This is a genomic window from Microcella alkalica (assembly GCF_014137945.1).
In the GTDB taxonomy this organism is placed as follows: domain Bacteria; phylum Actinomycetota; class Actinomycetes; order Actinomycetales; family Microbacteriaceae; genus Microcella; species Microcella alkalica.
Map to the genome: position 1 here is coordinate 677,104 of NZ_JACGWX010000001.1, position 22,727 is coordinate 699,830.

Below are 22,727 nucleotides of genomic sequence, written 5' to 3' on the forward strand. Positions count from 1 at the left end.
AGTGTCAGCACGCACCGTGCTCCACGACTCTGACATCACGCGCGCTCTGCGCCGCATCGCCCACGAAGTGCTGGAATCCCGGCGCGGCGATGGCCGACTCGTCTTCCTCGGGATCCCGACCAGGGGAACCGTCCTGGCCGAGCGGATCCAGCGGGTCGTCGACGAGATCGAGCCCGGCACCTCGAGCGTCGGCTCGCTCGACATCACGCTCTACCGCGATGACCTCGCCCGCACGCCGACACGCGCGCCGGCACCGACGCGCATCCCTGACGAGGGAATCGACGACGCGATCGTCGTGCTCGTCGATGACGTCCTGTACTCGGGCCGCACCGTGCGCGCGGCCCTCGACGCCCTCGCCGACCACGGCCGGCCCCGTGCGGTGCGCCTCGCGGTGCTCGTCGACCGCGGCCACCGCGAGCTGCCCATCCGCGCCGACTTCGTCGGCAAGAACCTGCCGAGCTCGACGAGCGAGCGCGTGAGCGTGCGGCTCGCGGACGTCGACGGCGTCGAGGAGGTGACGATCGAGCCGTGAAGCACCTTCTCAGCACGCGCGACCTCGACCGCGCAACGGCCGTGGGCATCCTCGACATCGCAGAAGACATGGCGCGGACCGCCGATCGCGAGGTCCGGAAGCTCCCGACCCTGCGCGGCAGGACCGTCGTCAACCTGTTCTTCGAGGACTCCACGCGCACGCGTCTGTCCTTCGAGTCGGCAGCCAAACGGCTGAGCGCCGACGTCATCACCTTCAGCGCGAAGGGCTCTAGCGTCTCCAAGGGCGAGAGCCTCAAGGACACCGCCCAGACGCTGCAGGCGATGGGCGCCGACGCGATCGTCGTCCGCCACCACGGCTCGGGCGCCGCCCACATGCTCGCGCACGCGGGCTGGATCGACGCGCACGTGCTCAACGCCGGCGACGGCACGCACGAGCACCCGACGCAGGCCCTCCTCGACGCCTTCACGATGCGGCAGCGGCGCTACGGGGCCGACTCCCGCGGGCGCGACCTCGAGGGGATGCGCGTCGTCATCGTCGGCGACGTCGTGCACTCGCGGGTCGCGCGCTCGAACGTGTGGCTGCTGTCGACGCTCGGTGCGGACGTGCACCTCGTCGCCCCGCGCACGCTCCTGCCGAGCGGCGTCGAGACGTGGCCGGTGACCGTGCACGAGCACCTGGAGCCCGCGCTCGCGCTCGACCCGGACGTCGTCATGATGCTGCGCATCCAGCAGGAGCGCATGCACGCCGCCTTCTTCCCCTCCGCGCGCGAGTACGCGCGCGAGTGGGGCCTCACGGCCGAGAGGTTCGCCGCGCTCGGCCCCGATACGATGGTCATGCACCCCGGCCCGATGAATCGGGGGCTGGAGATCTCGTCCGCGGCCGCCGACTCTTCGGCGTCGACGGTGCTCGCTCAAGTCACGAACGGGGTGTTCATCCGCATGGCAGTGCTCTACCTCCTCGTCGCCGGATCGTCGGAGGAGAGCGCGTGACCGGCGTGCTCATCCGCGGCGCGACCCTCCTCGGAGAGACGCGCGAGGACATCCGGATCCGCGGCGGGCGCATCGCCGCGACCGGGCGGCTGACCGCCGAGCTCGACGAGCGCGTCATCGATGCCGACGGCCTCGTCGCCCTCCCCGGCCTCGTCGACCTCCACACCCACCTCCGCGAGCCGGGCGCCGAGGCCAGTGAGACCGTGCTCACGGGCACGCGCGCCGCCGCGTCCGGCGGCTACACGACCGTGTTCGCGATGGCGAACACCTCGCCCGTCGCCGACACCGCGGGCGTCGTCGAGCAGGTCCACGCGCTCGGCATCCAGCACGGCTACGCGACCGTCCGTCCGATCGGCGCCGTCACCGTGGGTCTCGACGGCGAGCGGCTGAGCGAGATCGGCGCGATGGCGAGGTCGCGCGCGAACGTGCGCGTCTTCAGCGACGACGGCACGTGCATCCACGACGCGCTGCTCATGCGCCGCGCCCTCGAGTACGTCGCGACCTTCGACGGCGTGATCGCGCAGCATGCGCAGGAGCCCCGCCTCACCGAGGGCGCCCAGATGAACGAGGGCGCGCTCTCCGGCGAGCTCGGGCTCTCGGGCTGGCCCGCCGTCGCCGAGGAGGCGATCATCGCCCGCGACGTCCTCCTCGCCCAGCACACCGGGGCGCGCCTGCACGTCTGCCACGTCTCCACCGCCGGCAGCGTCGAGGTCATCCGCTGGGCGAAGGCCCGCGGCATCGCCGTCACGGCCGAGGTCACGCCCCACCACCTGCTGCTGACGGAGGAGCTCGTGCGCGGCTACGACGCCCGCTTCAAAGTCAACCCGCCCCTGCGCCGCGACGACGACGTGCGCGCCCTGCGCGAAGCCCTCGCCGACGGGACGATCGACATCGTCGCGACGGACCACGCCCCGCACCCCGCCGAGGCGAAGGAGTGCACGTGGGCCGAGGCGGCCTTCGGCATGGTCGGCCTCGAGTCGGCTCTGCCCGTCCTGCAGACGACGATGATCGAGACCGGGATGCTCGACTGGGAGGATCTCGCGCGCGTCATGTCGAGCGCGCCCGCGGCCATCGGGCGACTCGACGGCTACGCCGACCCGCTCACCGAGGGCGCTCCGGCCAACGTGACTCTCGTCGACCCGGCCGCGCGCCGCTTCTGGTCGAGGAACGACCTGCGCGGCCGCTCGACCAACACCCCGTACACGGGAGTCGAGCTCACCGGGGCCATTATCGCGACCGTTCACGGGGGAGTCCCCACCGTTCTGGACGGCGAGCTCCGCCCCGCAGACGAGGTCGCCGCTGCCGCCGCACGACTCCGGGAGGCCGCTCGTGGATAGGACCGTCTCGACGACGATCATCATCGCCGTCATCCTCCTGTCGCTGTCGCTCATGCTCGTGGGCTGGCGGCGCCGCGTAGGCAGGCAGTCCGACATCGGCGCACCGCAGCCCGTTCCCGTCTCGATGGGCGAGGCGAGCATCCGCGTGCCCGTCCTCTACGTCGCGACGACGCGCGCCGGGGCTCCGCTCGACCGCGTCGCCGTCCACGGCCTCGGGTTCCGCGCCCGGGGGGAGATCGCCGTGCACCCGGAGGGTGCCGTCATCGCGGTCGACGGACGCGAGCCGTGGCTCGTGGCGCGCGAGCACGTCCGCGGCTCCGGCCGCGCCACCTGGACCATCGACCGCGTCGTGGAGGAGGGCGGGCTCATCATGCTCGCCTGGACCCTCGACGGAGCCGAGGTCGACAGCTACTTCCGCGTCACCGACGCCTCGGCCATCGATGCGACGGCCGAGCTGCTCGCCGCCCTCGCGACGCTCGCTCCGAGCATCCCGACCGGTGACGAGCCGGCGACGCCCGCCCCGACAGAAAGGGACCCCTCGTGACACACGCCCCCGCATACCTCGTACTCGAGGACGGCACCCGCTACCGGGGCCGCGCGTACGGCGCTCGAGGCCGCGCACTCGGCGAGGCCGTCTTCGCGACGGCCATGAGCGGGTACCAGGAGACCCTGACCGACCCGAGCTACGCCGGTCAGATCGTCGTGCAGACCGCCCCGCACATCGGCAACACCGGCATGAACGACGAGGACCCGGAGAGCCGCCGCATCTGGGTCGACGGCTACGTCGTGCGCGACCCCTCTCGCATCGTCTCGAACCACCGCGCCGTGCGGAGCCTCGACGACGAGCTCGAGGCCCAGGGCATCATCGGCATCAGCAACATCGACACGCGCGCGCTCACGCGCCGGCTGCGGGATGCGGGCGTCATGCGCGCCGGAATCTTCTCGGGCGACGACGCGGCCCTCGATCCCGACACGCAGCTCGCGGAGGTCCGCGCGAGCGCGGGGATGAGCGGCCGCAACCTGTCCGCCGAGGTCTCGGTCTCCGAGACCCAGGTGGTCCCGGCCGTCGGCGAGAGCATCGGGCGCCTCGCGGTCCTCGACCTCGGCGTGAAGGCATCGACGCTGCGCCACCTCGCCGAGCGGGGCTTCGAGGTGCACGTGCTGCCCCAGTCGACAACGATCGACGAGCTGCGCGCGCTCGACCCGGTCGCGGTGTTCTACTCCAACGGTCCGGGCGACCCGGCCGCGAGCGACGCCCACGTCAGCCTGCTCCAGGACGTCCTGAAGGACGGCACGCCCTTCTTCGGCATCTGCTTCGGCAACCAGCTCCTGGGGCGCGCGCTCGGCTTCGGCACCTACAAGCTGCCCTTCGGCCACCGCGGGATCAACCAGCCGGTGCTCGACAAGCTGACGGGTCGCGTCGAGATCACCGCCCAGAACCACGGTTTCGCCGTCGACGCGCCCGTCGAGGGAGTCATCGACAGCCCCGCGGGGTTCGGCCGTGTCGAGGTCAGCCACGTCGGCCTCAACGACCAGGTCGTCGAGGGCCTGCGAGCGCTCGACATCCCCGCCTTCTCGGTGCAGTACCACCCCGAGGCGGCCGCCGGCCCGCACGACTCCACCTACCTCTTCGACCGCTTCCGCGAGGTCGTGCTCGAGCACGTCGGCCGCACGGCGGAGCGCGACGACCAGAAGGACGCCTGACCCATGCCCAAGCGCGACGACATCAACTCCGTGCTCGTGATCGGCTCAGGGCCGATCGTCATCGGCCAGGCGGCCGAGTTCGACTACTCCGGAACCCAGGCCTGCCGCGTGCTGCGCGCCGAGGGCATCCGCGTCATCCTCGTCAACTCCAACCCGGCGACGATCATGACCGATCCGGACTTCGCCGACGCGACCTACATCGAGCCGATCACGCCCGAGGTCATCGAGGCGATCATCGTGAAGGAGAAGCCCGATGCGGTGTTGCCGACCCTCGGCGGCCAGACGGCCCTCAACGCCGCGATCGCTCTCCACGACCGCGGGATCCTGGAGAAGTACGGCGTCGAACTCATCGGCGCCTCGTTCGACGCCATCCACAAGGCGGAGGACCGCCAGCTCTTCAAGCAGCTCGTCCTCGACGCGGGGGCGGATGTCGCCCGCAGCCACATCGCGCACACCGTCCAGGAGGCCGTCGGCTTCGCCGAGGACCTAGGCTACCCGCTCGTGATCCGCCCCTCCTTCACGATGGGCGGGCTCGGCTCGGGCTTCGCATACGACCGCGAGCAGCTCGAGCGGATGGTCGCCGACGGGCTCCACCAGTCGCCGACGACCGAGGTCCTCCTCGAGGAGTCGATCCTGGGCTGGAAGGAGTACGAGCTCGAGCTCATGCGCGACCATGCCGACAACACCGTCGTCGTCTGCTCGATCGAGAACGTCGACCCGGTCGGGGTGCACACGGGCGACTCGATCACCGTCGCCCCCGCGCTGACGCTCACCGACCGCGAGTACCAGAAGCTCCGCGACATCGGCATCCGCATCATCCGCGACGTCGGCGTCGACACCGGCGGCTGCAACGTGCAGTTCGCCGTCGACCCCGCGACCGGGCGGGTCATCGTCATCGAGATGAACCCGCGCGTGTCGCGGTCGAGCGCGCTCGCCTCGAAGGCGACGGGGTTCCCGATCGCGAAGATCGCCGCGAAGCTCGCGATCGGCTACCGCCTCGACGAGATCCCCAACGACATCACGAAGGTCACCCCGGCGAGCTTCGAGCCGACGCTCGACTACGTCGTGGTGAAGGTTCCGCGCTTCGCGTTCGAGAAGTTCCCGGGCGCCGATGCGGGCCTCACGACGACCATGAAGTCGGTCGGCGAGGCCATGGCGATCGGCCGCAACTACGCGACCGCCCTCCAAAAGGCGCTCCGCTCGCTCGAGAAGCGCGGAAGCAGCTTCCACTGGGCGGGCGAGCCCGGAGACAAGGACGAGCTGCTCGCGATCGCCGCGACGCCGACCGATGGCCGAATCGTCACGGTTCAGCAGGCGCTACGCGCCGGAGCGACCATCGACGAGGTGTTCCAGGCGACCGGCATCGACCCGTGGTTCGTCGACCAGATCGTCGCGATCAACGAGCTCGCCGACGTGGTCCGCACCGCCGACGCCCTCGACCCCGAGCTCATGCGCGAGGCCAAGGAGCAGGGCTTCAGCGACGCCCAGCTCGCCGAGCTGCGCGGGCTGACGGAGCGCGACATCCGCGCCATCCGGCACGCGAGCGGGCTGCGCCCCGTGTTCAAGACGGTCGACACCTGCGCGGGCGAGTTTCCCGCCCTCACGCCGTACCACTACTCGAGCTACGACGAGGAGACCGAGGTCGCGCCGAGCGACGCCCGCAAGGTCGTCATCCTCGGCTCAGGCCCAAACCGCATCGGTCAGGGCATCGAGTTCGACTACTCGTGCGTGCACGCGAGCTTCGCGCTGCGCGACGCGGGCTTCGAGACGATCATGATCAACTGCAACCCCGAGACCGTCTCGACCGACTACGACACCTCCGACCGCCTCTACTTCGAGCCGCTCGCGCTCGAGGACGTCCTCGAGGTCATCCACGCGGAATCGCAGAGCGGCGAGCTCGTCGGCGTCATCGTCCAGCTCGGGGGCCAGACGGCTCTCGGCCTCGCGCACGGCCTCGCCGACGCGGGCATCCCGATCCTCGGCACGAGCCCCGACGCGATCGACCTCGCGGAGGAGCGCGGAGCCTTCTCGCGCATCCTCGACGAGGCGGGGCTCATCGCGCCCCGCAACGGCACGGCGATCGACGTCGACTCCGCCGTCGCGGTCGCCGAGCAGATCGGCTACCCCGTGCTCGTCCGCCCGAGCTTCGTGCTGGGAGGCCGCGGCATGGAGATCGTGTACGACAGCGGGTCGCTCGTCGACTACTTCGATCGCGTGAGGGATCAGGCCATCATCGGCCCCGGGATGCCCCTGCTCGTCGACCGCTTCCTGGACGACGCAGTCGAGATCGACGTCGACGCGATCTTCGACGGCGAGCGGCTCTACGTGGGCGGGGTCATGGAGCACATCGAGGAGGCCGGCGTGCACTCCGGCGACTCCGCATGCACCCTGCCGCCCGTCACTCTCGGGCGCGGGATCATCGACCGCGTCCGCGCGGCGACGCAGGCCATCGCCGAAGGCATCGGCGTGCGCGGCCTTCTCAACGTGCAGTTCGCGATCGGCGCGGGAGTCCTCTACGTCCTCGAGGCCAACCCGCGCGCCTCGCGCACCGTGCCCTTCGTGTCGAAGGCGCTCGGGATCCCTCTGGCCAAGGCTGCGAGCCTCGTGATGGCGGGGTCGAGCATCCGCTCGCTCGTCGAGAGCGGACTGCTGCCCGAGACCGATGGATCGATCGTCCCGCTCGACTCGCCCGTCGCCGTCAAGGAGGCCGTGCTGCCGTTCAAGCGCTTCCGCACGGCGGAGGGCCGCATCGTCGACAGCGTCCTCGGCCCCGAGATGCGCTCCACCGGCGAGGTCATGGGCATCGACCGGGACTTCCCCCGCGCGTTCGCGAAGAGCCAGATCGCGGCGTACGGCGGTCTGCCCGACTCCGGCGTCGTGTTCGTCTCGGTCGCCGACCGCGACAAGCGCGCGATCGTGCTGCCCGTGCTGCGGCTCGCCCAGCGCGGTTTCTCGATCTGGGCGACGGAGGGCACAGCCGAAGTGCTCGCCCGGTACGGCATCACCACGCGCGTTGTGCGCAAGCACTTCGAGGGCCAGCAGGCGCCCGAGGGCGCTGAGCCGTCGGTCGTCGACCTCATCAACGCCGGCGAGGTCGACATCGTGATCAACACGCCCAGCGGCCGCAGCGCGCGCGCCGACGGTTTCGAGATCCGCACCGCGACGGTGGCCGCCGACCGCCCGCTGTTCACGACGATCGCGCAGGTCGGCGCGGCCGTCGCCTCGCTCGAGGGCGGCGATGAGCCCGTCACGGTCACGAGCCTGCAGGACTACGCGATCGCTCGGGCCGCCCGCGCATGACCGGTCTCGGCGCGCGCCTGCGGGCGGCGACGGATGCTCGGGGCCCGCTGTGCGTGGGCATCGACCCGCACGCCGCTCTGCTCCGCACCTGGGGACTGCCGGACACGGCAGCCGGCGCGCGCGAGTTCGCCCTCGCGGTCGTGGAGGCCGCAGCGCCGCGCGTCGGGATCATCAAGCCGCAGGCGGCGTTCTTCGAGCGCTTCGGCTCTGCGGGCATCGCCGTGCTCGAGGAGGTCATCCTGGCTGCGCGCTCGGCTGGCCTGCTCGTGATCGCCGACGCCAAGCGGGGCGACATCGGCTCCACTGCGGAGGGCTACGCGGCGGCGTGGCTCGCGAGCGGCGCTCCGCTCGAGAGCGACGCTCTGACGGTCGCCCCGTATCTCGGGCTCGGTGCGCTCGATCCGCTCATCCGCATCGCACAGGAATCCGGCAACGGCGTCTTCGCCCTCGCCTCCACCTCCAACCCGGAGGGGGTCGCGCTTCAGTCTGCCCGGTCGACCGACGGCACCACCGTGGCCGCGACGATCGCGCGCGAGGCCGCCGAGCGGAACGCCGCGGCGGCCGAGGCGGGGGAGTGGGGCGACGTCGGCGTCGTGATCGGCGCGACCCGGTCGCTCGCCGTGTCGGGCATCGCCACCGCCTGCCTCGCCGCGACACCGATCCTCGCCCCGGGGTTCGGGGCGCAGGGAGCGCAGCTCGGCGACATCGCCGCGATCTTCGGCGAGGCGGCCGCCACGGTCATCCCGAGCGTCTCCCGCAGCGTCCTCGAGGCAGGCCGGGCCGGGCTCGCCGCAGCGATCGACGCTCACCGCGCGGAGGTGGTCGCATGACCGCCGATGGCATGCCCGAGGTCGACCGCGCCGCCGCCTCCCGCGCCGCCATCGCCGCGCGCCGCGCCCGTGCCGAGGTCAAGGAGGCTGTCCGCACCGGCCGCCGATCGGCTCTCGACGTCGCCGAGACGGCATGGCGGGATCCGAGCGGCATCGAGGGCGGGATGCGCGTGCGCGACCTGCTCACCACGCTCAAGGGCCTCGGCCCCGCGCGAACGCTCACCGTTCTCGACAGGCTGGGCATCGCGCCAGTCAAGCGCCTGGGCGGACTCGGGCACCGCCAGCGCGCCGTCCTGCGCGACTGGCTCAAGCGGCGGTCGGCCGTTCCCGGCCACGGGCGTCTCGTCGTCCTCGCCGGCCCGACCGCGGTCGGCAAGGGCACCGTGTCCGCGTTCATCCGCGAGAACTTCCCCGACGTCATGCTGAGCGTTTCGGCGACGACGCGACGCCCCCGACCGGGCGAGATCGACGGCCTCCACTACTTCTTCGTCGATGACGCAGGATTCGACCGGATGATCGACTCCGGCGAGTTCCTCGAGTGGGCCGTCGTCCACAACCTCTCGCGCTACGGCACGCCTCGCGGGCCCGTCCAGGAGGCTCTCGCGAGCGGTCGCAGCGTCCTCCTCGAGATCGATCTCGACGGCGCGAGGCAGGTTCGCGCGGCGATGCCCGAGGCCACGCTCGTCTTCCTGCTGCCTCCGACGTGGGAGGAGCTGGTGCGTCGACTGGTCGGACGCGGCACCGAGAGCCCGGAGGAGCAGGCCCGGCGGCTGGAGACCGCGCGCGTCGAGCTCGCCGCCCAGGACGAGTTCGACGCGCTCGTCGTGAACGACGATGTGCGCCGTACGGCCGCGGAGGTCGTAGACTTGCTGGCAGTGCCCGGAGCGCCTTCGCGCGCCTGAGCGCGCGAACCTCTCGCCTCGGCACCCGCCGACCGGCCCACGAGGCCATCGGCACGACACAGAACGAACGACCTACGGAGCAGACATGGCTGACAAGTCCAAGGGAATCATCGACCCGCCCATCGACGAGCTCCTCTCGAAGGTCGACTCGAAGTACCAGCTCGTGATCTTCGCCTCCAAGCGCGCCCGCCAGATCAACGACTACTACGCCGACCTGCACGAGGGCAGCCTGTTCGACAACGTCGGCCCGCTCGTCGACTCGACCGTCGACGACAAGCCGCTCTCCGTCGCGCTGCACGAGATCAACGAGGACAAGCTCGTCCTCACCCGCCTGGCCGACTGAGGCTGATCGCGTGACCGCGGTCGAGGGCGCCGGTCGGCGCCTCACGATCGTCGTCGGCATCACCGGCGGCATCGCGGCGTACAAGGCCGTCGGCGTCGCCCGCGGGCTCGTCCTCGCCGGGCACGACGTGCACGTCGTGGCCACCGAGGGCGCGCTGCGCTTCGTCGGCCGTCCGACGCTCGAGGCGATCAGCCGCAACCCCGTGCACACCGACCTCTACGAAGGGGTCGCCGAGGTGCGCCATGTCGCGCTCGGCCAGCGCGCCGACCTGATCGTGATCGCCCCGGCGACCGCGCACGCGCTCGCGTCCCTTGCCGCCGGTCTCGCGGGCGACCTGCTCGGCACGACAGTCCTCGCCTCCCGCGCCCCGCTCGTCGTCGCACCCGCGATGCACACCGAGATGTGGGAGAACGCGGCGACGCGCGCGAACATCGAGACGCTCCGCGGACGCGGCGTGGTCGTCGTCGGCCCCGCCTCGGGCCAGCTGACCGGCGAGGACTCGGGCGCGGGCCGCATGAGCGAGCCGGATGAGATCGTGGCCGTCGCCCTGCGCGTGGTGGGCCCGCGCGATCTCGCCGGGCGCCGCATCCTCATCTCGGCCGGGGGCACGCGCGAGCCCCTCGACCCCGTGCGCTTCCTCGGCAACCGCTCGAGCGGCCGGCAGGGCGTCGCGCTCGCCCGGGCGGCGCTGGACCGCGGCGCCGAGGTCACCCTCGTGGCCGCGAACCTCGAGGTCGAGGCGCCCCACGGCGCCGCGGTCGAGGAGGTCGGCACGACGGACGAGCTGCTCGCGGCCATGCGGCGTCTCTCGAGCGCGCACGACACGATCATCATGGCCGCCGCGGTCGCCGACTTCCGGCCCCGCGAGGTGGCCCAGGGCAAGATCAAGAAGGACGACATCGGCGAGACGCTCTCCATCGAGCTCGAGCGGACTCCCGACGTGCTGCAGTCGCTCTGCGCCGAGCGCGCGCCCGGCCAGCGCATCGTCGGCTTCGCGGCCGAGACGGAGCAGGATGCCGAGGCCCTGCGGGCCCTCGGTGCGGTGAAGGCCGCGCGCAAGGGCGTGGACCTCCTCGTCGTGAACCGGGTCGGCTGGAGCGAGGGCTTCGGCTCCTCGACCAACGACGTGATGATCCTCGACGCGGCCGGTACCGTGGTCTCCACAGCCTCGGGCGACAAGCTGTCGGTGGCCGACCGTATCCTCGACGCGCTCGACTGACACCGCCGCGAAGCGCGCGTCACCCTCCAACCGCCTCCTCGATCACGACGGGATCCGATCGGTATGTCCGACCTCCGCCTCTTCACCTCCGAATCGGTCACGGAGGGTCACCCCGACAAGATCTGCGACCAGGTCTCCGACTCGATCCTGGACGCCCTGCTCGCCGTCGACCCGACCGCGCGCGTCGCCGTCGAGACGCTCGTGACGACGGGCCTCGTGCACGTCGCGGGGGAGGTGACGACCTCGGGCTACGTCGACATCCCCGGCATCGTGCGCAAGCGCGTGACCGACATCGGCTACACATCATCCGACGTCTGGTTCGACGGCCGCTCGTGCGGCGTCTCGATCTCGATCGGCGGCCAGTCGCCCGATATCGCGCAGGGGGTCGACGACGCGTTCGAGCGCCGCGAGCAGTCCAGCCCCGACGCTGGCGACGCGCAGGGGGCGGGCGACCAGGGCATCATGTTCGGCTACGCCGTGAACGAGACCGCCCAGCTCATGCCGCTGCCGATCTGGCTCGCCCACCGGCTCGCCGAGCGCCTCGCCCTCGTGCGCAGGACGGGCGAGCTCGACTACCTGGCCCCCGACGGCAAGACGCAGGTCACGGTCGGGTACGACGGCCGGACGCCGCGCACGATCGAGACGATCGTCCTGTCGACGCAGCACGCTGAGCGCGTCTCGACCGCGCAGCTGCGCGACGAGGTCGAGAGCCACGTGATCCGCCCCGTGCTCGAGGAGCACGGCTTCGGCGAACACGCCCCGCGCGTGCTCATCAACCCGACCGGTCGCTTCGTCATCGGCGGCCCGCAGGGCGACGCCGGACTCACCGGCCGCAAGATCATCGTCGACACCTACGGCGGCGCGGCTCGCCACGGCGGCGGCGCCTTCTCGGGCAAGGACCCGTCGAAGGTCGACCGCTCGGCCGCGTACGCCATGCGCTGGGTCGCGAAGAACGCCGTCGCCGCGGGCCTCGCCGACCGGCTCGAGGTGCAGGTGGCCTACGCGATCGGAACGGCGTCGCCGGTCGGGCTCTACGTCGAGACCTTCGGCACGCACCACGTTCCCGAGAGTCGCATCATCGGCGCCATCCGCGAGGTCTTCGACCTCCGCCCCGGCGCGATCGTCCGCGACCTCGACCTGCTCCGGCCGGTGTACGCCCAGACGGCCACCTACGGGCACTTCGGTCGCGAGCTGCCCGGCTTCACGTGGGAGCGCACCGACCGCGTCGACGACCTGCGAACCGCAGCCGGGCTCTGAGCCCTCGATCGGCATCGACGACGGTCCGAGCGGAAGGGGCGAGGGCATGAGCGCTGAGCTCGACGGCCTCGGGCTCGAGAGCGCGCCCAGCCGGCCGACCGGGTCGAGCCCGACCGTTCCCTCGCCCGCCTCGCCGACGGCTCCGCGCGGTCAGCAGCGCATCGCCCGCGTCCTGCTCGACTCGCCGCTGCCCCAGCTCGACCGGCTCTTCGACTACCGCGTCCCCGAGTCGCTGATGGAGGCGGCCGTCCCCGGGGTCCGGGTCACGGTGCCGCTGCGAGCGGCGGGCCGCCAGGCGTCGGGCTACATCGTCGAGATCGCGGATGCGCAGTCGTTCGAGGGCGTGCTGAGCGAGCTCGGCGATGTCGTCTCCGCCGCGCGCGTCCTCGACCCGGCCGTGTACCGTCTCATCCGCCGCGCTGCCGACCGAGCGGCCGGCACGGCGAGCGACCTCGCCAGACTCGTCGTTCCCACCAGGCAGGTCCGCGTCGAGAAGGCCTGGCTCGCGGCGCAGGAGGCCGTCTCGACCTCCGCGGAGGATCACGCGCCTCCGCAGGTCGAGCCTCCCGCCCTCACTGGCTACGCCCCCGATGCATTCGGGCGCCTGCTCGACACCGACGCGCCGGAGCACGAGCGACGCATCGCGCTCACCGCGATCGCCCACCCCGTCGAGGTCGCGGGGCGCTGGATGCCCGCGGCGGCCCGCACCCTCGCCGAGCTCGCCTCCTCGACCATCGCCGCCGGGCGCTCGGCCATCATCGCCGTGCCCGACTACCGCGACGTCGAGCACGTCGCGCATGCACTCGCGGCGCTCATTCCGGTGGAGAGCATCGCGCGGGTGGACGCCGGCCAGTCGAGCGCCGACCGCTACCGCGGCTTCCTCCGCACTCTCGAGCCCCGCCCGCTCGCGATCCTCGGAACGCGCGCCGCGCCCGCGGCGCCCGCGCACGAGCTCGGCCTCATCGCCCTGTGGGACGACGGCGACACGCTCATGGCCGAGCAGCACGCACCCGGCGTGCACGCTCGTGATCTCGCCCTGCTCCGGCAGTCCGACGCGGGCTGCGCGCTCGTGCTCGCGGCGCACGCCCGCAGCACCGAGGTGCAGCGGCTCGTCGAGGTGGGGTACGTTCGCCCGGTCGCTCCGGCCGGCCGGCGTCGGCGGCGGATCACTCCGACCGCCCAGCAGGTCGGCGCCGACGGGCCTGCCGCGCAGGCCCGCATCCCCTCGACCGCGTGGAGGGCGGTGCGGGAGGCCCTCGATGCGGGGCCCGTGCTCGTGCAGGTCTCGCGCCCCGGCTACGCGCCCCGGCTCGCGTGCACCGAGTGCAGCGAGACGGCCCGCTGCCGGTCGTGCCGCGGCCCTCTCGCGCTGCGCCGCAACGGCACGGCACCGTCGTGCCAGTGGTGCGGGGCTCTCGCGATCGACTGGGCGTGCGCCACGTGCGAGTCCACCCGCTGGCGCACGGTCGGCCGCGGGTCCGCTCGCACGGCCGACGAGCTCGGTCGCGCCTTCCCCGGTGCCCGCATCGTGGTCTCCGACGGCGACACGCCCGTGCGGAGCGTCGCCGCGGGCCGCACGGTCGTCGTCGCGACGCGCGGTGCCGAGCCCGTCGCGGAGGGCGGCTACCGCGCGGTGCTGCTTCTCGATGGCGAGCGGATGCTCGCACGCGAGTCCCTGCGCGTCGTCGAGGACTGCGTCCGCTGGTGGTGCACCGCCGCCGCCCTCGCCGCACCCGATGCTCACGTTCTGCTCGTGGGCGTCGGCGGAGCCGTCGCCCAGGCGCTCGCGCTCGGTGAGCCCGAGCGCGTCGCGGCCGCCGAGCTCGCCGACCGGCGCGCCCTCCGCTTCCCGCCGTCGGTGCGTGTCGCGGCCATCGCGGGAGAGCCCGCGGCGGTCGCCCGCGCCTCGGCCGAGGTCGCGGCGCTCGAGGGCGTCGACGTCCTCGGACCGGTCGAGCTGGGCGATGAGCGCGTGCGCGCGATCGTGCGCTTCGACTACGGCCGCGGCGACGAGGTCGCCCGAATGCTCAAGGCCGCTCTCGTCAAGGCCGCCACGAGCCGCGTGCCACGCATCCCTGGCTCGCCCCCGCGTCGGCGCAGCGTCCCGTTGCGCGTGCGCTTCGACGACCAGGAGCCCTTCGACGATCCGGGCGGCGCCCCGCCCGGCGCTCGTACCGCCGCGTCATCCGGGAGGATGGAGGGATGACCGCACTGCGCCTCGTCGTCGCCGGCAGCCCCGCGCCCGCCGTCCCCACCCTCGACGCCCTCGCCGCCAGCGAGCACGAGATCGTGCGCGTCATCTCACGCCCTCCCGCCCCCCTCGGCCGCAGGCGCATCCTGACCCCGACGCCCGTCGCCGCGCGCGCCGTCGAGCTCGGGATCCCGGTGCTCGAGACGACGAGGCTCGCCGATCTGGAGCCCGAGCTCCTGCCGCTCGAGATCGACCTCGGCATCATCGTCGCCTACGGAGGTCTCGTGCGCGAGCCGCTCCTGAGCTGGCCGCGACTCGGCTGGATCAATCTGCACTTCTCGCTGCTGCCGCGCTGGCGCGGAGCAGCACCGGTGCAGCACGCGATCATCGCGGGCGACGAGGTGACGGGCGCGACGGTCTTCCAGCTCACGCCGGGTCTCGACGAGGGTGACTGGTTCGCCCAGGAGCGGGAGATGATCGGCGCCCACCGAACGGCCGGGGCGCTCCTCGAGGCGCTGAGCGTCTCCGGCGCGGCGCTCACGCGCCGCGTCGTCGACGGACTCGCCGCCGGCGCGATCGCCGCGCGTCGGCAGGAGGGCGAGCCGACCTTCGCGCCGAAGCTCACCCGCGACGACGCGCGCATCCGCTGGACCGAGCCTGTCGAGGCGGTCCACTCGCGCGTCAGGGGAGTCACGCCAGAGCCCGGCGCGTTCAGCATGCTCCCGGATGGCACGGCGCTCAAGATCCTGGAGGCGGCGCCCGCCCGCGACCTGCGACCGCTCGACCCGGGGGTGTGCGCCGTCGAGGGGCGCCGAGTGCTGGTCGGGACGGCCACGGCTCCGCTCGAGCTCGTGCGGGTGCAGCCGGCCGGCCGATCGGCGATGAGCGCGGGCGACTGGGTGCGCGGCCTCGACGCAGACTCGCTGCCGGTGCTCTCGTGATGGCGGTGCTCTCGTGAGGGCGATGCTGTCGTGAAAAACGTGCGCGGCGGGGGAGGCCCCCGCAGCGGCGGTGCGGCTCGCGGAGGCGAGCCCGGGGGGAGCGGAGCTCAGAAGCCGAGCCCGAGCCGCACCGGCGCGCCCGTCGAGCGCCCGGCGCGACGATCCCGCCCGCCCGCCACCGCGCGGGGCGTCGCGCTCGAGGTTGTCCGCGCCGTCGCCCGCGACGACGCCTACGCGAACCTCCTGCTCCCCGTCGCGATCCGTCGCGCCCGGCTCGGCTCCGCCGATGCGGGACTCGCGACCGAGCTCGCGTACGGCACGTTGCGACGCCGAGGTCTCTACGACGCGATCATCGTGGAAGCCTCCGGGCGCGGCCTCGACCGTATCGACGCCGACGCGCTCGACGTCCTCCGCCTCGGCGCGCACCAGCTCCTGGCGATGCGCGTCCCCGCCCACGCCGCCGTCGGAGAGACCGTCGAGCTCAGCCGCGCGATCGGCGCCCATCGGGCGACGGGCTTCATCAACGCCGTGCTGCGACGGATCGCCCAGCGGAGCGAGCGAGAGTGGGTCGACGTGCTCCTGGCGCACGAGACCGATCCGGATGCCCGCCTCGCGATCGAGACCGCGCATCCGGCCTGGGTGGTCTCCGCGCTCCGATCCGCGCTCGAGCGCGAGGGCCGCGGCGGCGAGCTGCCCGTGCTCCTGGCGGCCGACAACGTCTCGCCGCGCGTGACGCTCGTCGCCCTCCCCGGCATCGCGGACATCCCGCCGGAGCTCGAGACCGCGCGCACGCGTCACTCGCCGCTCGGCTACCTCTCGCCGAGCGGCGACCCGGCCGCCGACCCAGAGGTCGCCGCGGGCCGCGTGCGCGTGCAGGACGAGGGCAGCCAGCTCGCCGCACTCGCGCTCAGCCGGGCGCGTCCCGTCGCTGCGGGGGAGCACTGGCTCGACCTGTGCGCCGGCCCCGGCGGGAAGGCCGCGCTCCTCGCCGCCGAGGCGATCGCCGGAGGCGCGACGCTCGTCGCCAACGAGGTCGTCCCCGCGCGCGCCGAGCTCGTCAGGAAGGCTCTCGCGCCGCTCGGCGACGGCATCGAGGTGCGCACGAGCGACGGTCGCACGGTCGGCGCGACCGACCCCGGCCGATTCGATCGCATCCTGCTCGATGCGCCGTGCACCGGGCTCGGCGCCCTGCGGCGCCGCCCCGAGGCCCGCTGGCGGAAGACCGAGGCCGACGTGCCGAGTCTCGCGGCCCTGCAGGCAGAGCTCCTCGAGGCCGCGATCGGTGCGCTGCGCCCCGGAGGCCTGCTCGCCTACGTGACGTGCTCGCCGCATCCCGCCGAGACGACCGAGGTCGTCGACCGCGTGCTCGCGGGGGATGCGGCGACGGCGGCCGGGGTCCGCCGCGTCGACACCGCGGGCGTGCTCGCGGACGTCGTGCGCGAGGCTCTCGATCTCGGCGAGCTCGACGGCGCCGTCCAGCTGTGGCCGCATCGCCACGGCGGCGACGCGATGTTCATCCAGCTCCTCGAGCGTTCGGCCACCGACGAGGCGCACCCGCTCGATACGCTTCCGGAGTGACCGTGCGCATCAACCCGAGCATCCTGTCGGCCGACTTCGTCAACATGCAGCGTGACCTCGAGCGCATCGGCACCGCCGACCTCGTGCACGTCGACGTCATGGACAACCACTTCGTGCCGAACCTCACCTTCGGCCCGCAGATGGTGAGGCGCATCCAGGAGGTCTCGCCGATCCCGCTCGACGTGCACCTCATGATCAGCGACGCCGACCGCTGGGCGCCGGGCTACGCCGAGATCGGCGCGTACTCCGTGACCTTCCACGTCGAGGCGGCGGCGGATGCCGTGGCGACCGCGCGCGCGATCCGCGATCGCGGGGCGCGGGCCGGCATCGCGGTCAAGCCGGGCACGCCCGTGGAGGGGTACCTCGACCTCCTCCCGGAGTTCGACCAGGTGCTCGTGATGACCGTCGAGCCCGGCTTCGGCGGCCAGTCGTTCATGGCCCAGACCATGCCGAAGCTCCGAGCGCTGCGCCAGGTCGTCGAGGCCGACGGGCTCGATGTGTGGCTGCAGGTCGACGGCGGCATCGCGGTCGACACGATCGGCATCGCCGCCGAGGCGGGCGCCGACACCTTCGTCGCCGGGTCGAGCGTGTACGGGGCGGACGACGTCGAGCGCGCGATCGCCGAGCTGCGGGCCGCGGCGGCCGCGCACGCGCACTGACCCCGCCCCGGGAATCCGCCCCCTGACCGTCTGCTTGGATGGAGTCATGAGCGAACTCACCAAGCCCGAAATCGACTTCTTCGAGGGCCCTGCGCCGCAGGAGCTCGTCATCACCGACCTCATCGTCGGCGACGGCCAGGAGGCCGCGCCCGGCTCGACCGTCGACGTCCACTACGTCGGCGTCGAGTTCGCATCCGGCGAGGAGTTCGATGCGTCGTGGAACCGCGGCTCGTCCATCAACTTCCCCCTCGGCAGCCTCATCGCCGGCTGGCAGCAGGGCATCCCCGGCATGAAGGTCGGCGGCCGACGTCAGCTCGTCTGCCCCCCGCACCTCGCCTACGGCCCCGCCGGCGGAGGCCACCGGTTGTCCGGCAAGGCCCTCGTCTTCGTGATCGACCTGCTCGGCGTCAGCTGAGTCGCACCGGGCGGCGCGGAAAGCCCAGCGCCGCCCGGTAGCCTGGTCGATCGTGAAGACCTTCGACGCCCTCTTCGCCGAGCTCGGCGACACCGCCCGCACGCGCCCCGCCGGGAGCAGCACCGTGGAGCGACTGGACGCGGGCGTGCATGCGATCGGCAAGAAGATCGTCGAGGAGGCAGCCGAGGTCTGGATGGCGGCCGAGTACGAGAGCGACGAGGCGACCGCGGAGGAGATCTCGCAGCTGCTCTACCACCTCCAAGTGCTCATGCTCGCGAAGGGGCTGAGCCTCGACGACGTCTACAAGCACCTATAGGCGTGATGACCGTCGTGCCCGCCCCCCAGCCCGTCACCACGCCCACCCCGCCGTGCGCCCCGCGGCCGACGAAGAGAACCCCATGCTGAGAATCGCGGTGCCCAACAAGGGCTCCCTCTCCGAGACCGCTGTCGAGATGCTCGCCGAGGCCGGCTACGCCGGTCGCCGCGACCCGCGCGCGCTCACCGTCGCCGACCCGCGCAACGGGGTCGAGTTCTTCTACCTGCGCCCGCGCGACATCGCGACCTACGTGGGCTCGGGCGCGCTCGACGTCGGCATCACCGGCCGCGACCTGCTGCTCGACTCCGGCTCGGAGGCCGTGGAAATCCAGCCGCTCGAATTCGGCGACTCGACGTTCCGCTTCGCCGCCGTGCCCGGGACGGTGCACGAGCTCGCCGACCTCGAGGGCCGTCGCATCGCCACGAGCTACCCGGGCCTCGTCGGAGCGTTCCTCGCCGAGCGCGGCGTCACCGCGCAGCTCATCCGCCTGGACGGCGCCGTCGAGTCGGCCGTCCGCCTCGGCGTCGCCGATGCCGTGGCCGACGTCGTCTCGACCGGCTCCACGCTCCGCGCCCAGGGTCTCGAGATCGTCGGCCCCGTGATCCTCGAGTCGACCGCCGTGCTCATCTCGGCGAAGCCTGAGCTCTTGGGCACTGCGACCCTCCAGCGACGCCTGCAGGGCGTTCTCGTCGCCCGTCAGTACGTGCTCATCGACTACGACCTCCCGCGCGAGCTCCTCTCGTTGGCGCAGGCGGTGACTCCCGGTCTCGAGTCGCCCACGGTGAGCCCGCTCGCCGACCCCGACTGGGTCGCGGTGCGGGCCATGGTCCCGCGCCACGAGACCAACCACGTCATGGACGCGCTGTACGACATCGGCGCGCGCGCCATCCTCGTCACGCCGATCCACGCCGCCCGCATCTGATGAGCGTCGCCGTCCGGGTCATCCCGTGCCTCGATGTGGCGGCCGGCCGCGTCGTCAAGGGCGTGAACTTCCTGAACCTCCGCGATGCGGGCGACCCCATCGAGCTCGCGCGCACCTACTACGAGCAGGGTGCCGACGAGATCACCTTCCTCGACGTGAAGGCGACCGTCGACAACCGCGACACGATGTACGACGTCGTGAAGGCCACCGCCGAGCAGGTGTTCATCCCGCTCACGGTCGGCGGGGGAGTCCGCTCGACCGAGGACGTCGCGCGCCTGCTCGCGCACGGCGCCGACAAGATCGGCGTCAACAGCGCCGCGATCGCCCGCCCCGCCCTGATCGACGAGATCGCCGACCGCTTCGGGGCGCAGGTGTGCGTGCTCTCCCTCGACGTCACTCGCGACGAGGCGGTCGAGAGCGGTTTCGTCGTCACGACCCACGGCGGTCGCACGCGCACGATCATCGACGCCCTCGTCTGGGCGCGCGAGGCTATGGAGCGCGGCGCCGGCGAGCTCCTCGTCAACTCCATCGACGCCGACGGCACGAAGGCCGGTTTCGACACCGAGCTCGTCGCCGCGATTCACGAGATCGCAATCGTCCCCGTCATCGCCTCGGGCGGCGCAGGTGCTCTCGATCACTTCGCTCCCGCGATCACCGCGGGCGCCGACGCCGTTCTCGCCGCGAGCGTCTTCCACAGCGCCGAGCTCACGGTCGGCCAGGTCAAAGACGCCCTGCGCGCCGAAGGAGTGATGGTGCGATGACCGGGGCGGCCCACCGCGACCACGCCGCACCTGTCACGATCGACGAGGATGCCGCGGCCGCCGTCGTGGCGCGAGCGCACTTCGACGACCGAGGCCTCCTGCCCTCGGTCATCCAGCAGTGGGACTCGCGCGAGGTGCTCATGCTCGGCTACATGGACGCCGAGGCCCTGCGCCGAACGCTGACCTCCGGCCGCGTCACCTACTGGAGCCGCTCCCGCCAGGAGTACTGGCGCAAGGGTGACACGAGCGGCAACATCCAGCTCCTGCGCGGCGCCGAACTCGACTGCGACGCCGACACCCTGCTCGTGCAGGTCGAGCAGATCGGCCCCGCCTGCCACACCGGCGCGCGCCGCTGCTTCGACGTCGACCCGTTCCTGCCGCTCGCGCCCGGGGCGAGCCCGACCGATCAGCGCCCGGAAGAGGACGCCCGATGACCACGACGACGCGCGCCGACTTCGACCGCCAGCTGAGCGGCGCCCGCGTCGTGCCCGTCGTGCGCGAGCTCTTCGCCGACGCACTCACCCCCGTCGGCCTCTATCGCGCGCTCGCGGAGGACCGCCCCGGCGGCTTCCTGCTCGAATCGGCCGAGCAGGGCGGCATCTGGTCGCGCTACTCGTTCATCGGCGTGCGCTCCTTCGGCGTCCTGACGGAGCACGACGGCCGCACGGCCTGGCTCGACTACGGCGTCCCCGCCGAGCGGGCGTTCGGCGGCACGCCTCCCGGACGCACCCTCGACGCACTCGATCTCCTCTTCGCCCGGTGGGCCTCGCCCCGCGACGCGAGTCATCCGCCGCTCACGGGCGGCCTCGTCGGCTTCATCGGGTGGGACGCCGTGCGGCAGGTCGAGAATCTGCCGGATGCCCCGCCGAGCGACTTCCCCTGCCCCGAGCTCGCCTTCGCCTTCGTGAGCGAGCTGCTCGTGATGGACCACCGCCAGGGCACCGTCTCGCTCGTGGTGTCGGTGCTCGCCGACGGCGCCGACGAGCCCGACGCGATGTGGGCGCACGCCCAGCAGCGCCTCGACGCGCTCGAGGCCGAGCTCGGCCGCCCGGCGCGGCCGGAGCCCGCGCACATCGACCTCACGACCGCGCCCGAGCCGCAGCCGCGCTCGACCCCCGAGGAGTACCGTGCCTCGGTCGAGGCCTCCAAGCAGTTCATCCGCGACGGCGACGTCTTCCAGGTCGTGATCGCGCAGCGCTTCGATCACCCGCTCGCGGCATCCGCCCTCGACGTCTACCGGGTGCTGCGCGCCCTGAACCCGTCGCCGTACATGTACGCGCTCACCCTCACGACCGCCACGGGCGAGCCGTACGCGATCGTGGGCTCATCGCCCGAAGCGCTCGTGAAGGTCACCGACGGGCGCGTGTACTCGCACCCGATTGCCGGCTCGCGTCCGCGCGGCACGACGCCAGAGGCCGACCAGGAGCTCGCCGACGAGCTGCTCGCCGACGCGAAGGAGCAGGCCGAGCACCTGATGCTCGTGGACCTCGCCCGCAACGACCTCTCGAAGGTGTGCCGCGCCGGCACGATCGAGGTGACGGAGTTCATGCAGGTCGAGCGATTCAGCCACATCATGCACCTCGTCTCGAGCGTCGAAGGCGACATCCGGCCGACCGCGACGCCGATCGACGTGTTCCGCGCGACGTTCCCCGCCGGCACGCTGAGCGGCGCGCCGAAACCACGGGCCCTTCAGATCATCGACGAGCTCGAACCCGCGCGCCGCGGCGTCTACGGCGGCGTCGTCGGCTACTTCTCGTTCTCGGGCGACGTCGACCTAGCGATCGCCATCCGCACCGCCTTCCTGCGCGACGGCGTCGCCCGCGTGCAGGCCGGCGCCGGGCTCGTGGCGGACTCCGATCCGGCGAGCGAGCACCGGGAAGCCGTCAACAAGGCGGCCGCGCCGCTGCGGGCCGTCGCGATCGCCAACGCGCTGCGGGCGGCGACCTCGTGACGTCGCGCCGCGTCCGCACGCTCGCCCTCCTCGCGCCGCTCGCCGTCGCGGCACTCTCGCTCCTCGCCTGGACCCAGCCCTGGGTCGAAATCGCGCTCGATGACGGCAGGCCCGTGACTGCGGCGGGGGATGTCGCGGCGCCCGCGCTGCCCGCCCTGGCCCTCGCCGCGCTCGCCCTCGTCGCCGCGCTCGCGCTCGCGGGCCCGGTGTTCCGGGTCGTGCTCGGCATCCTGCTGACTCTGCTCTCCTCCGCGATCGTGACGTCGGCCGCGCTCGCCCTCGGCGATGCCGTCGGCGCGGCCTCGGCCGCGGTCACGGAGCTGAGCGGTGTGGACGGCGACGAATCGGTCAGGCAGATCGTCGCGACCGCCGCGGTCGCGGCGTGGCCGTCGGTCGCGCTCGTCGCGGGCATCCTGGGGTGCCTCGCCGGGGTCGGGATCGCCGCGACCGCCCGTCGCTGGCCCGAGCGGGTGCGCAGGTACGACGCCGTCGGGACGGCTCCTGCAGACGAGCCCGCGGCGCAGGGGCGAGCCGATCGGCTCGACGCATGGGACGCTCTGAGCGACGGTCGCGACCCGACGGCAGGGTAGACTCAGGGGGCTCCCGTAGCGTGATCCGG

At 72.7% G+C, this 22,727-nt stretch carries 22 protein-coding genes; all 22 read left to right on the forward strand.

Features of this window, described 5'->3' with window-relative positions; all coding sequences use genetic code 11:
* Nucleotide 1: 1 nt before the first annotated feature.
* On the forward strand, nt 2-532 hold the full coding sequence (gene pyrR / locus FHX53_RS03265; protein WP_182489891.1) for a bifunctional pyr operon transcriptional regulator/uracil phosphoribosyltransferase PyrR: 531 nt from the start codon (nt 2-4) through the stop codon (nt 530-532).
* Nucleotides 529-1,482: an aspartate carbamoyltransferase catalytic subunit gene (locus FHX53_RS03270; protein ID WP_182489892.1), complete on the forward strand. Its 954-nt coding sequence runs from the start codon at nt 529-531 to the stop codon at nt 1,480-1,482. The genes pyrR and FHX53_RS03270 overlap by 4 nt, the downstream gene beginning before the upstream one ends.
* Complete coding sequence (locus FHX53_RS03275) at nt 1,479-2,819, forward strand: dihydroorotase (protein ID WP_182489893.1); 1,341 nt, start codon at nt 1,479-1,481, stop codon at nt 2,817-2,819. Before FHX53_RS03270 ends, FHX53_RS03275 begins: the two co-directional genes overlap by 4 nt.
* Nucleotides 2,812-3,363, forward strand: coding sequence for a PH-like domain-containing protein (locus FHX53_RS03280; protein ID WP_182489894.1), 552 nt, complete (start codon nt 2,812-2,814; stop codon nt 3,361-3,363). Before FHX53_RS03275 ends, FHX53_RS03280 begins: the two co-directional genes overlap by 8 nt.
* On the forward strand, nt 3,360-4,523 hold the full coding sequence (gene carA, locus FHX53_RS03285; protein ID WP_182489895.1) for a glutamine-hydrolyzing carbamoyl-phosphate synthase small subunit: 1,164 nt from the start codon (nt 3,360-3,362) through the stop codon (nt 4,521-4,523). The genes FHX53_RS03280 and carA overlap by 4 nt, the downstream gene beginning before the upstream one ends.
* Nucleotides 4,524-4,526: 3 nt before the next feature.
* Nucleotides 4,527-7,823 (forward strand): carbamoyl-phosphate synthase large subunit, encoded by a 3,297-nt coding sequence (carB, locus tag FHX53_RS03290; RefSeq protein ID WP_182489896.1) that lies wholly within the window; start codon nt 4,527-4,529, stop codon nt 7,821-7,823.
* Nucleotides 7,820-8,653 (forward strand): orotidine-5'-phosphate decarboxylase, encoded by an 834-nt coding sequence (pyrF, locus tag FHX53_RS03295; RefSeq protein WP_182489897.1) that lies wholly within the window; start codon nt 7,820-7,822, stop codon nt 8,651-8,653. Before carB ends, pyrF begins: the two co-directional genes overlap by 4 nt.
* On the forward strand, nt 8,650-9,555 hold the full coding sequence (gene gmk, locus FHX53_RS03300) for a guanylate kinase (RefSeq protein ID WP_182489898.1): 906 nt from the start codon (nt 8,650-8,652) through the stop codon (nt 9,553-9,555). Before pyrF ends, gmk begins: the two co-directional genes overlap by 4 nt.
* A gap of 85 nt (nt 9,556-9,640) precedes the next feature.
* Complete coding sequence (gene rpoZ, locus FHX53_RS03305) at nt 9,641-9,898, forward strand: DNA-directed RNA polymerase subunit omega (protein ID WP_182489899.1); 258 nt, start codon at nt 9,641-9,643, stop codon at nt 9,896-9,898.
* Between the two features lie 10 nt (nt 9,899-9,908).
* Entirely contained in the window at nt 9,909-11,117 is a 1,209-nt protein-coding gene (coaBC, locus tag FHX53_RS03310) for a bifunctional phosphopantothenoylcysteine decarboxylase/phosphopantothenate--cysteine ligase CoaBC (protein WP_182489900.1), read from the forward strand.
* Nucleotides 11,118-11,180: 63 nt separating this feature from the next.
* Nucleotides 11,181-12,374, forward strand: a complete 1,194-nt coding sequence (gene metK / locus FHX53_RS03315; RefSeq protein ID WP_182489901.1) for a methionine adenosyltransferase — start codon at nt 11,181-11,183, stop codon at nt 12,372-12,374.
* A gap of 46 nt (nt 12,375-12,420) precedes the next feature.
* Nucleotides 12,421-14,580, forward strand: coding sequence for a primosomal protein N' family DNA-binding protein (locus tag FHX53_RS03320; RefSeq protein WP_182489902.1), 2,160 nt, complete (start codon nt 12,421-12,423; stop codon nt 14,578-14,580).
* Between the two features lie 5 nt (nt 14,581-14,585).
* The gene (locus FHX53_RS03325; protein WP_182490126.1) at nt 14,586-15,506 is read left to right on the forward strand and encodes a methionyl-tRNA formyltransferase; all 921 of its coding nucleotides are present in this window, start codon (nt 14,586-14,588) and stop codon (nt 15,504-15,506) included.
* A 30-nt stretch (nt 15,507-15,536) separates the two neighbouring features.
* Nucleotides 15,537-17,084 (forward strand): RsmB/NOP family class I SAM-dependent RNA methyltransferase, encoded by a 1,548-nt coding sequence (locus FHX53_RS03330; RefSeq protein WP_343050779.1) that lies wholly within the window; start codon nt 15,537-15,539, stop codon nt 17,082-17,084.
* Entirely contained in the window at nt 17,081-17,743 is a 663-nt protein-coding gene (rpe, locus tag FHX53_RS03335; protein WP_182489903.1) for a ribulose-phosphate 3-epimerase, read from the forward strand. The genes FHX53_RS03330 and rpe overlap by 4 nt, the downstream gene beginning before the upstream one ends.
* A 46-nt stretch (nt 17,744-17,789) precedes the next feature.
* Nucleotides 17,790-18,158 (forward strand): FKBP-type peptidyl-prolyl cis-trans isomerase, encoded by a 369-nt coding sequence (locus FHX53_RS03340; protein ID WP_182489904.1) that lies wholly within the window; start codon nt 17,790-17,792, stop codon nt 18,156-18,158.
* 52 nt (nt 18,159-18,210) lie between these two features.
* A complete protein-coding gene (locus FHX53_RS03345; RefSeq protein WP_182489905.1) occupies nt 18,211-18,474 on the forward strand; it encodes a phosphoribosyl-ATP diphosphatase in 264 nt (87 codons plus the stop codon).
* An 82-nt stretch (nt 18,475-18,556) separates the two neighbouring features.
* On the forward strand, nt 18,557-19,396 hold the full coding sequence (gene hisG, locus FHX53_RS03350) for an ATP phosphoribosyltransferase (protein WP_182489906.1): 840 nt from the start codon (nt 18,557-18,559) through the stop codon (nt 19,394-19,396).
* Nucleotides 19,396-20,157: an imidazole glycerol phosphate synthase subunit HisF gene (hisF, locus tag FHX53_RS03355; protein ID WP_182489907.1), complete on the forward strand. Its 762-nt coding sequence runs from the start codon at nt 19,396-19,398 to the stop codon at nt 20,155-20,157. Before hisG ends, hisF begins: the two co-directional genes overlap by 1 nt.
* The gene (hisI, locus tag FHX53_RS03360) at nt 20,154-20,591 is read left to right on the forward strand and encodes a phosphoribosyl-AMP cyclohydrolase (protein WP_182489908.1); all 438 of its coding nucleotides are present in this window, start codon (nt 20,154-20,156) and stop codon (nt 20,589-20,591) included. The genes hisF and hisI overlap by 4 nt, the downstream gene beginning before the upstream one ends.
* Nucleotides 20,588-22,108 carry an anthranilate synthase component I gene (locus FHX53_RS03365; RefSeq protein WP_182489909.1) on the forward strand — a complete coding sequence of 507 codons (1,521 nt, stop codon included), beginning with the start codon at nt 20,588-20,590 and terminating at the stop codon, nt 22,106-22,108. Before hisI ends, FHX53_RS03365 begins: the two co-directional genes overlap by 4 nt.
* Entirely contained in the window at nt 22,105-22,698 is a 594-nt protein-coding gene (locus FHX53_RS03370) for a Trp biosynthesis-associated membrane protein (protein WP_182489910.1), read from the forward strand. The genes FHX53_RS03365 and FHX53_RS03370 overlap by 4 nt, the downstream gene beginning before the upstream one ends.
* The last annotated feature ends 29 nt before the right edge of the window (nt 22,699-22,727 follow it).

Bases quoted from the DNA above. Each gene is read 5' to 3' on its own strand.
- hisG (WP_182489906.1), top strand. From the start codon at position 18,557: ATGCTGAGAATCGCGGTGCCCAACAAGGGCTCCCTCTCCGAGACCGCT.
- hisI (WP_182489908.1), top strand. From the start codon at position 20,154: ATGACCGGGGCGGCCCACCGCGACCACGCCGCACCTGTCACGATCGAC.
- FHX53_RS03340 (WP_182489904.1), top strand. From the start codon at position 17,790: ATGAGCGAACTCACCAAGCCCGAAATCGACTTCTTCGAGGGCCCTGCG.
- carB (WP_182489896.1), top strand. From the start codon at position 4,527: ATGCCCAAGCGCGACGACATCAACTCCGTGCTCGTGATCGGCTCAGGG.
- hisF (WP_182489907.1), top strand. From the start codon at position 19,396: ATGAGCGTCGCCGTCCGGGTCATCCCGTGCCTCGATGTGGCGGCCGGC.
- pyrF (WP_182489897.1), top strand. From the start codon at position 7,820: ATGACCGGTCTCGGCGCGCGCCTGCGGGCGGCGACGGATGCTCGGGGC.
- gmk (WP_182489898.1), top strand. From the start codon at position 8,650: ATGACCGCCGATGGCATGCCCGAGGTCGACCGCGCCGCCGCCTCCCGC.
- metK (WP_182489901.1), top strand. From the start codon at position 11,181: ATGTCCGACCTCCGCCTCTTCACCTCCGAATCGGTCACGGAGGGTCAC.
- FHX53_RS03365 (WP_182489909.1), top strand. From the start codon at position 20,588: ATGACCACGACGACGCGCGCCGACTTCGACCGCCAGCTGAGCGGCGCC.
- FHX53_RS03320 (WP_182489902.1), top strand. From the start codon at position 12,421: ATGAGCGCTGAGCTCGACGGCCTCGGGCTCGAGAGCGCGCCCAGCCGG.
- rpoZ (WP_182489899.1), top strand. From the start codon at position 9,641: ATGGCTGACAAGTCCAAGGGAATCATCGACCCGCCCATCGACGAGCTC.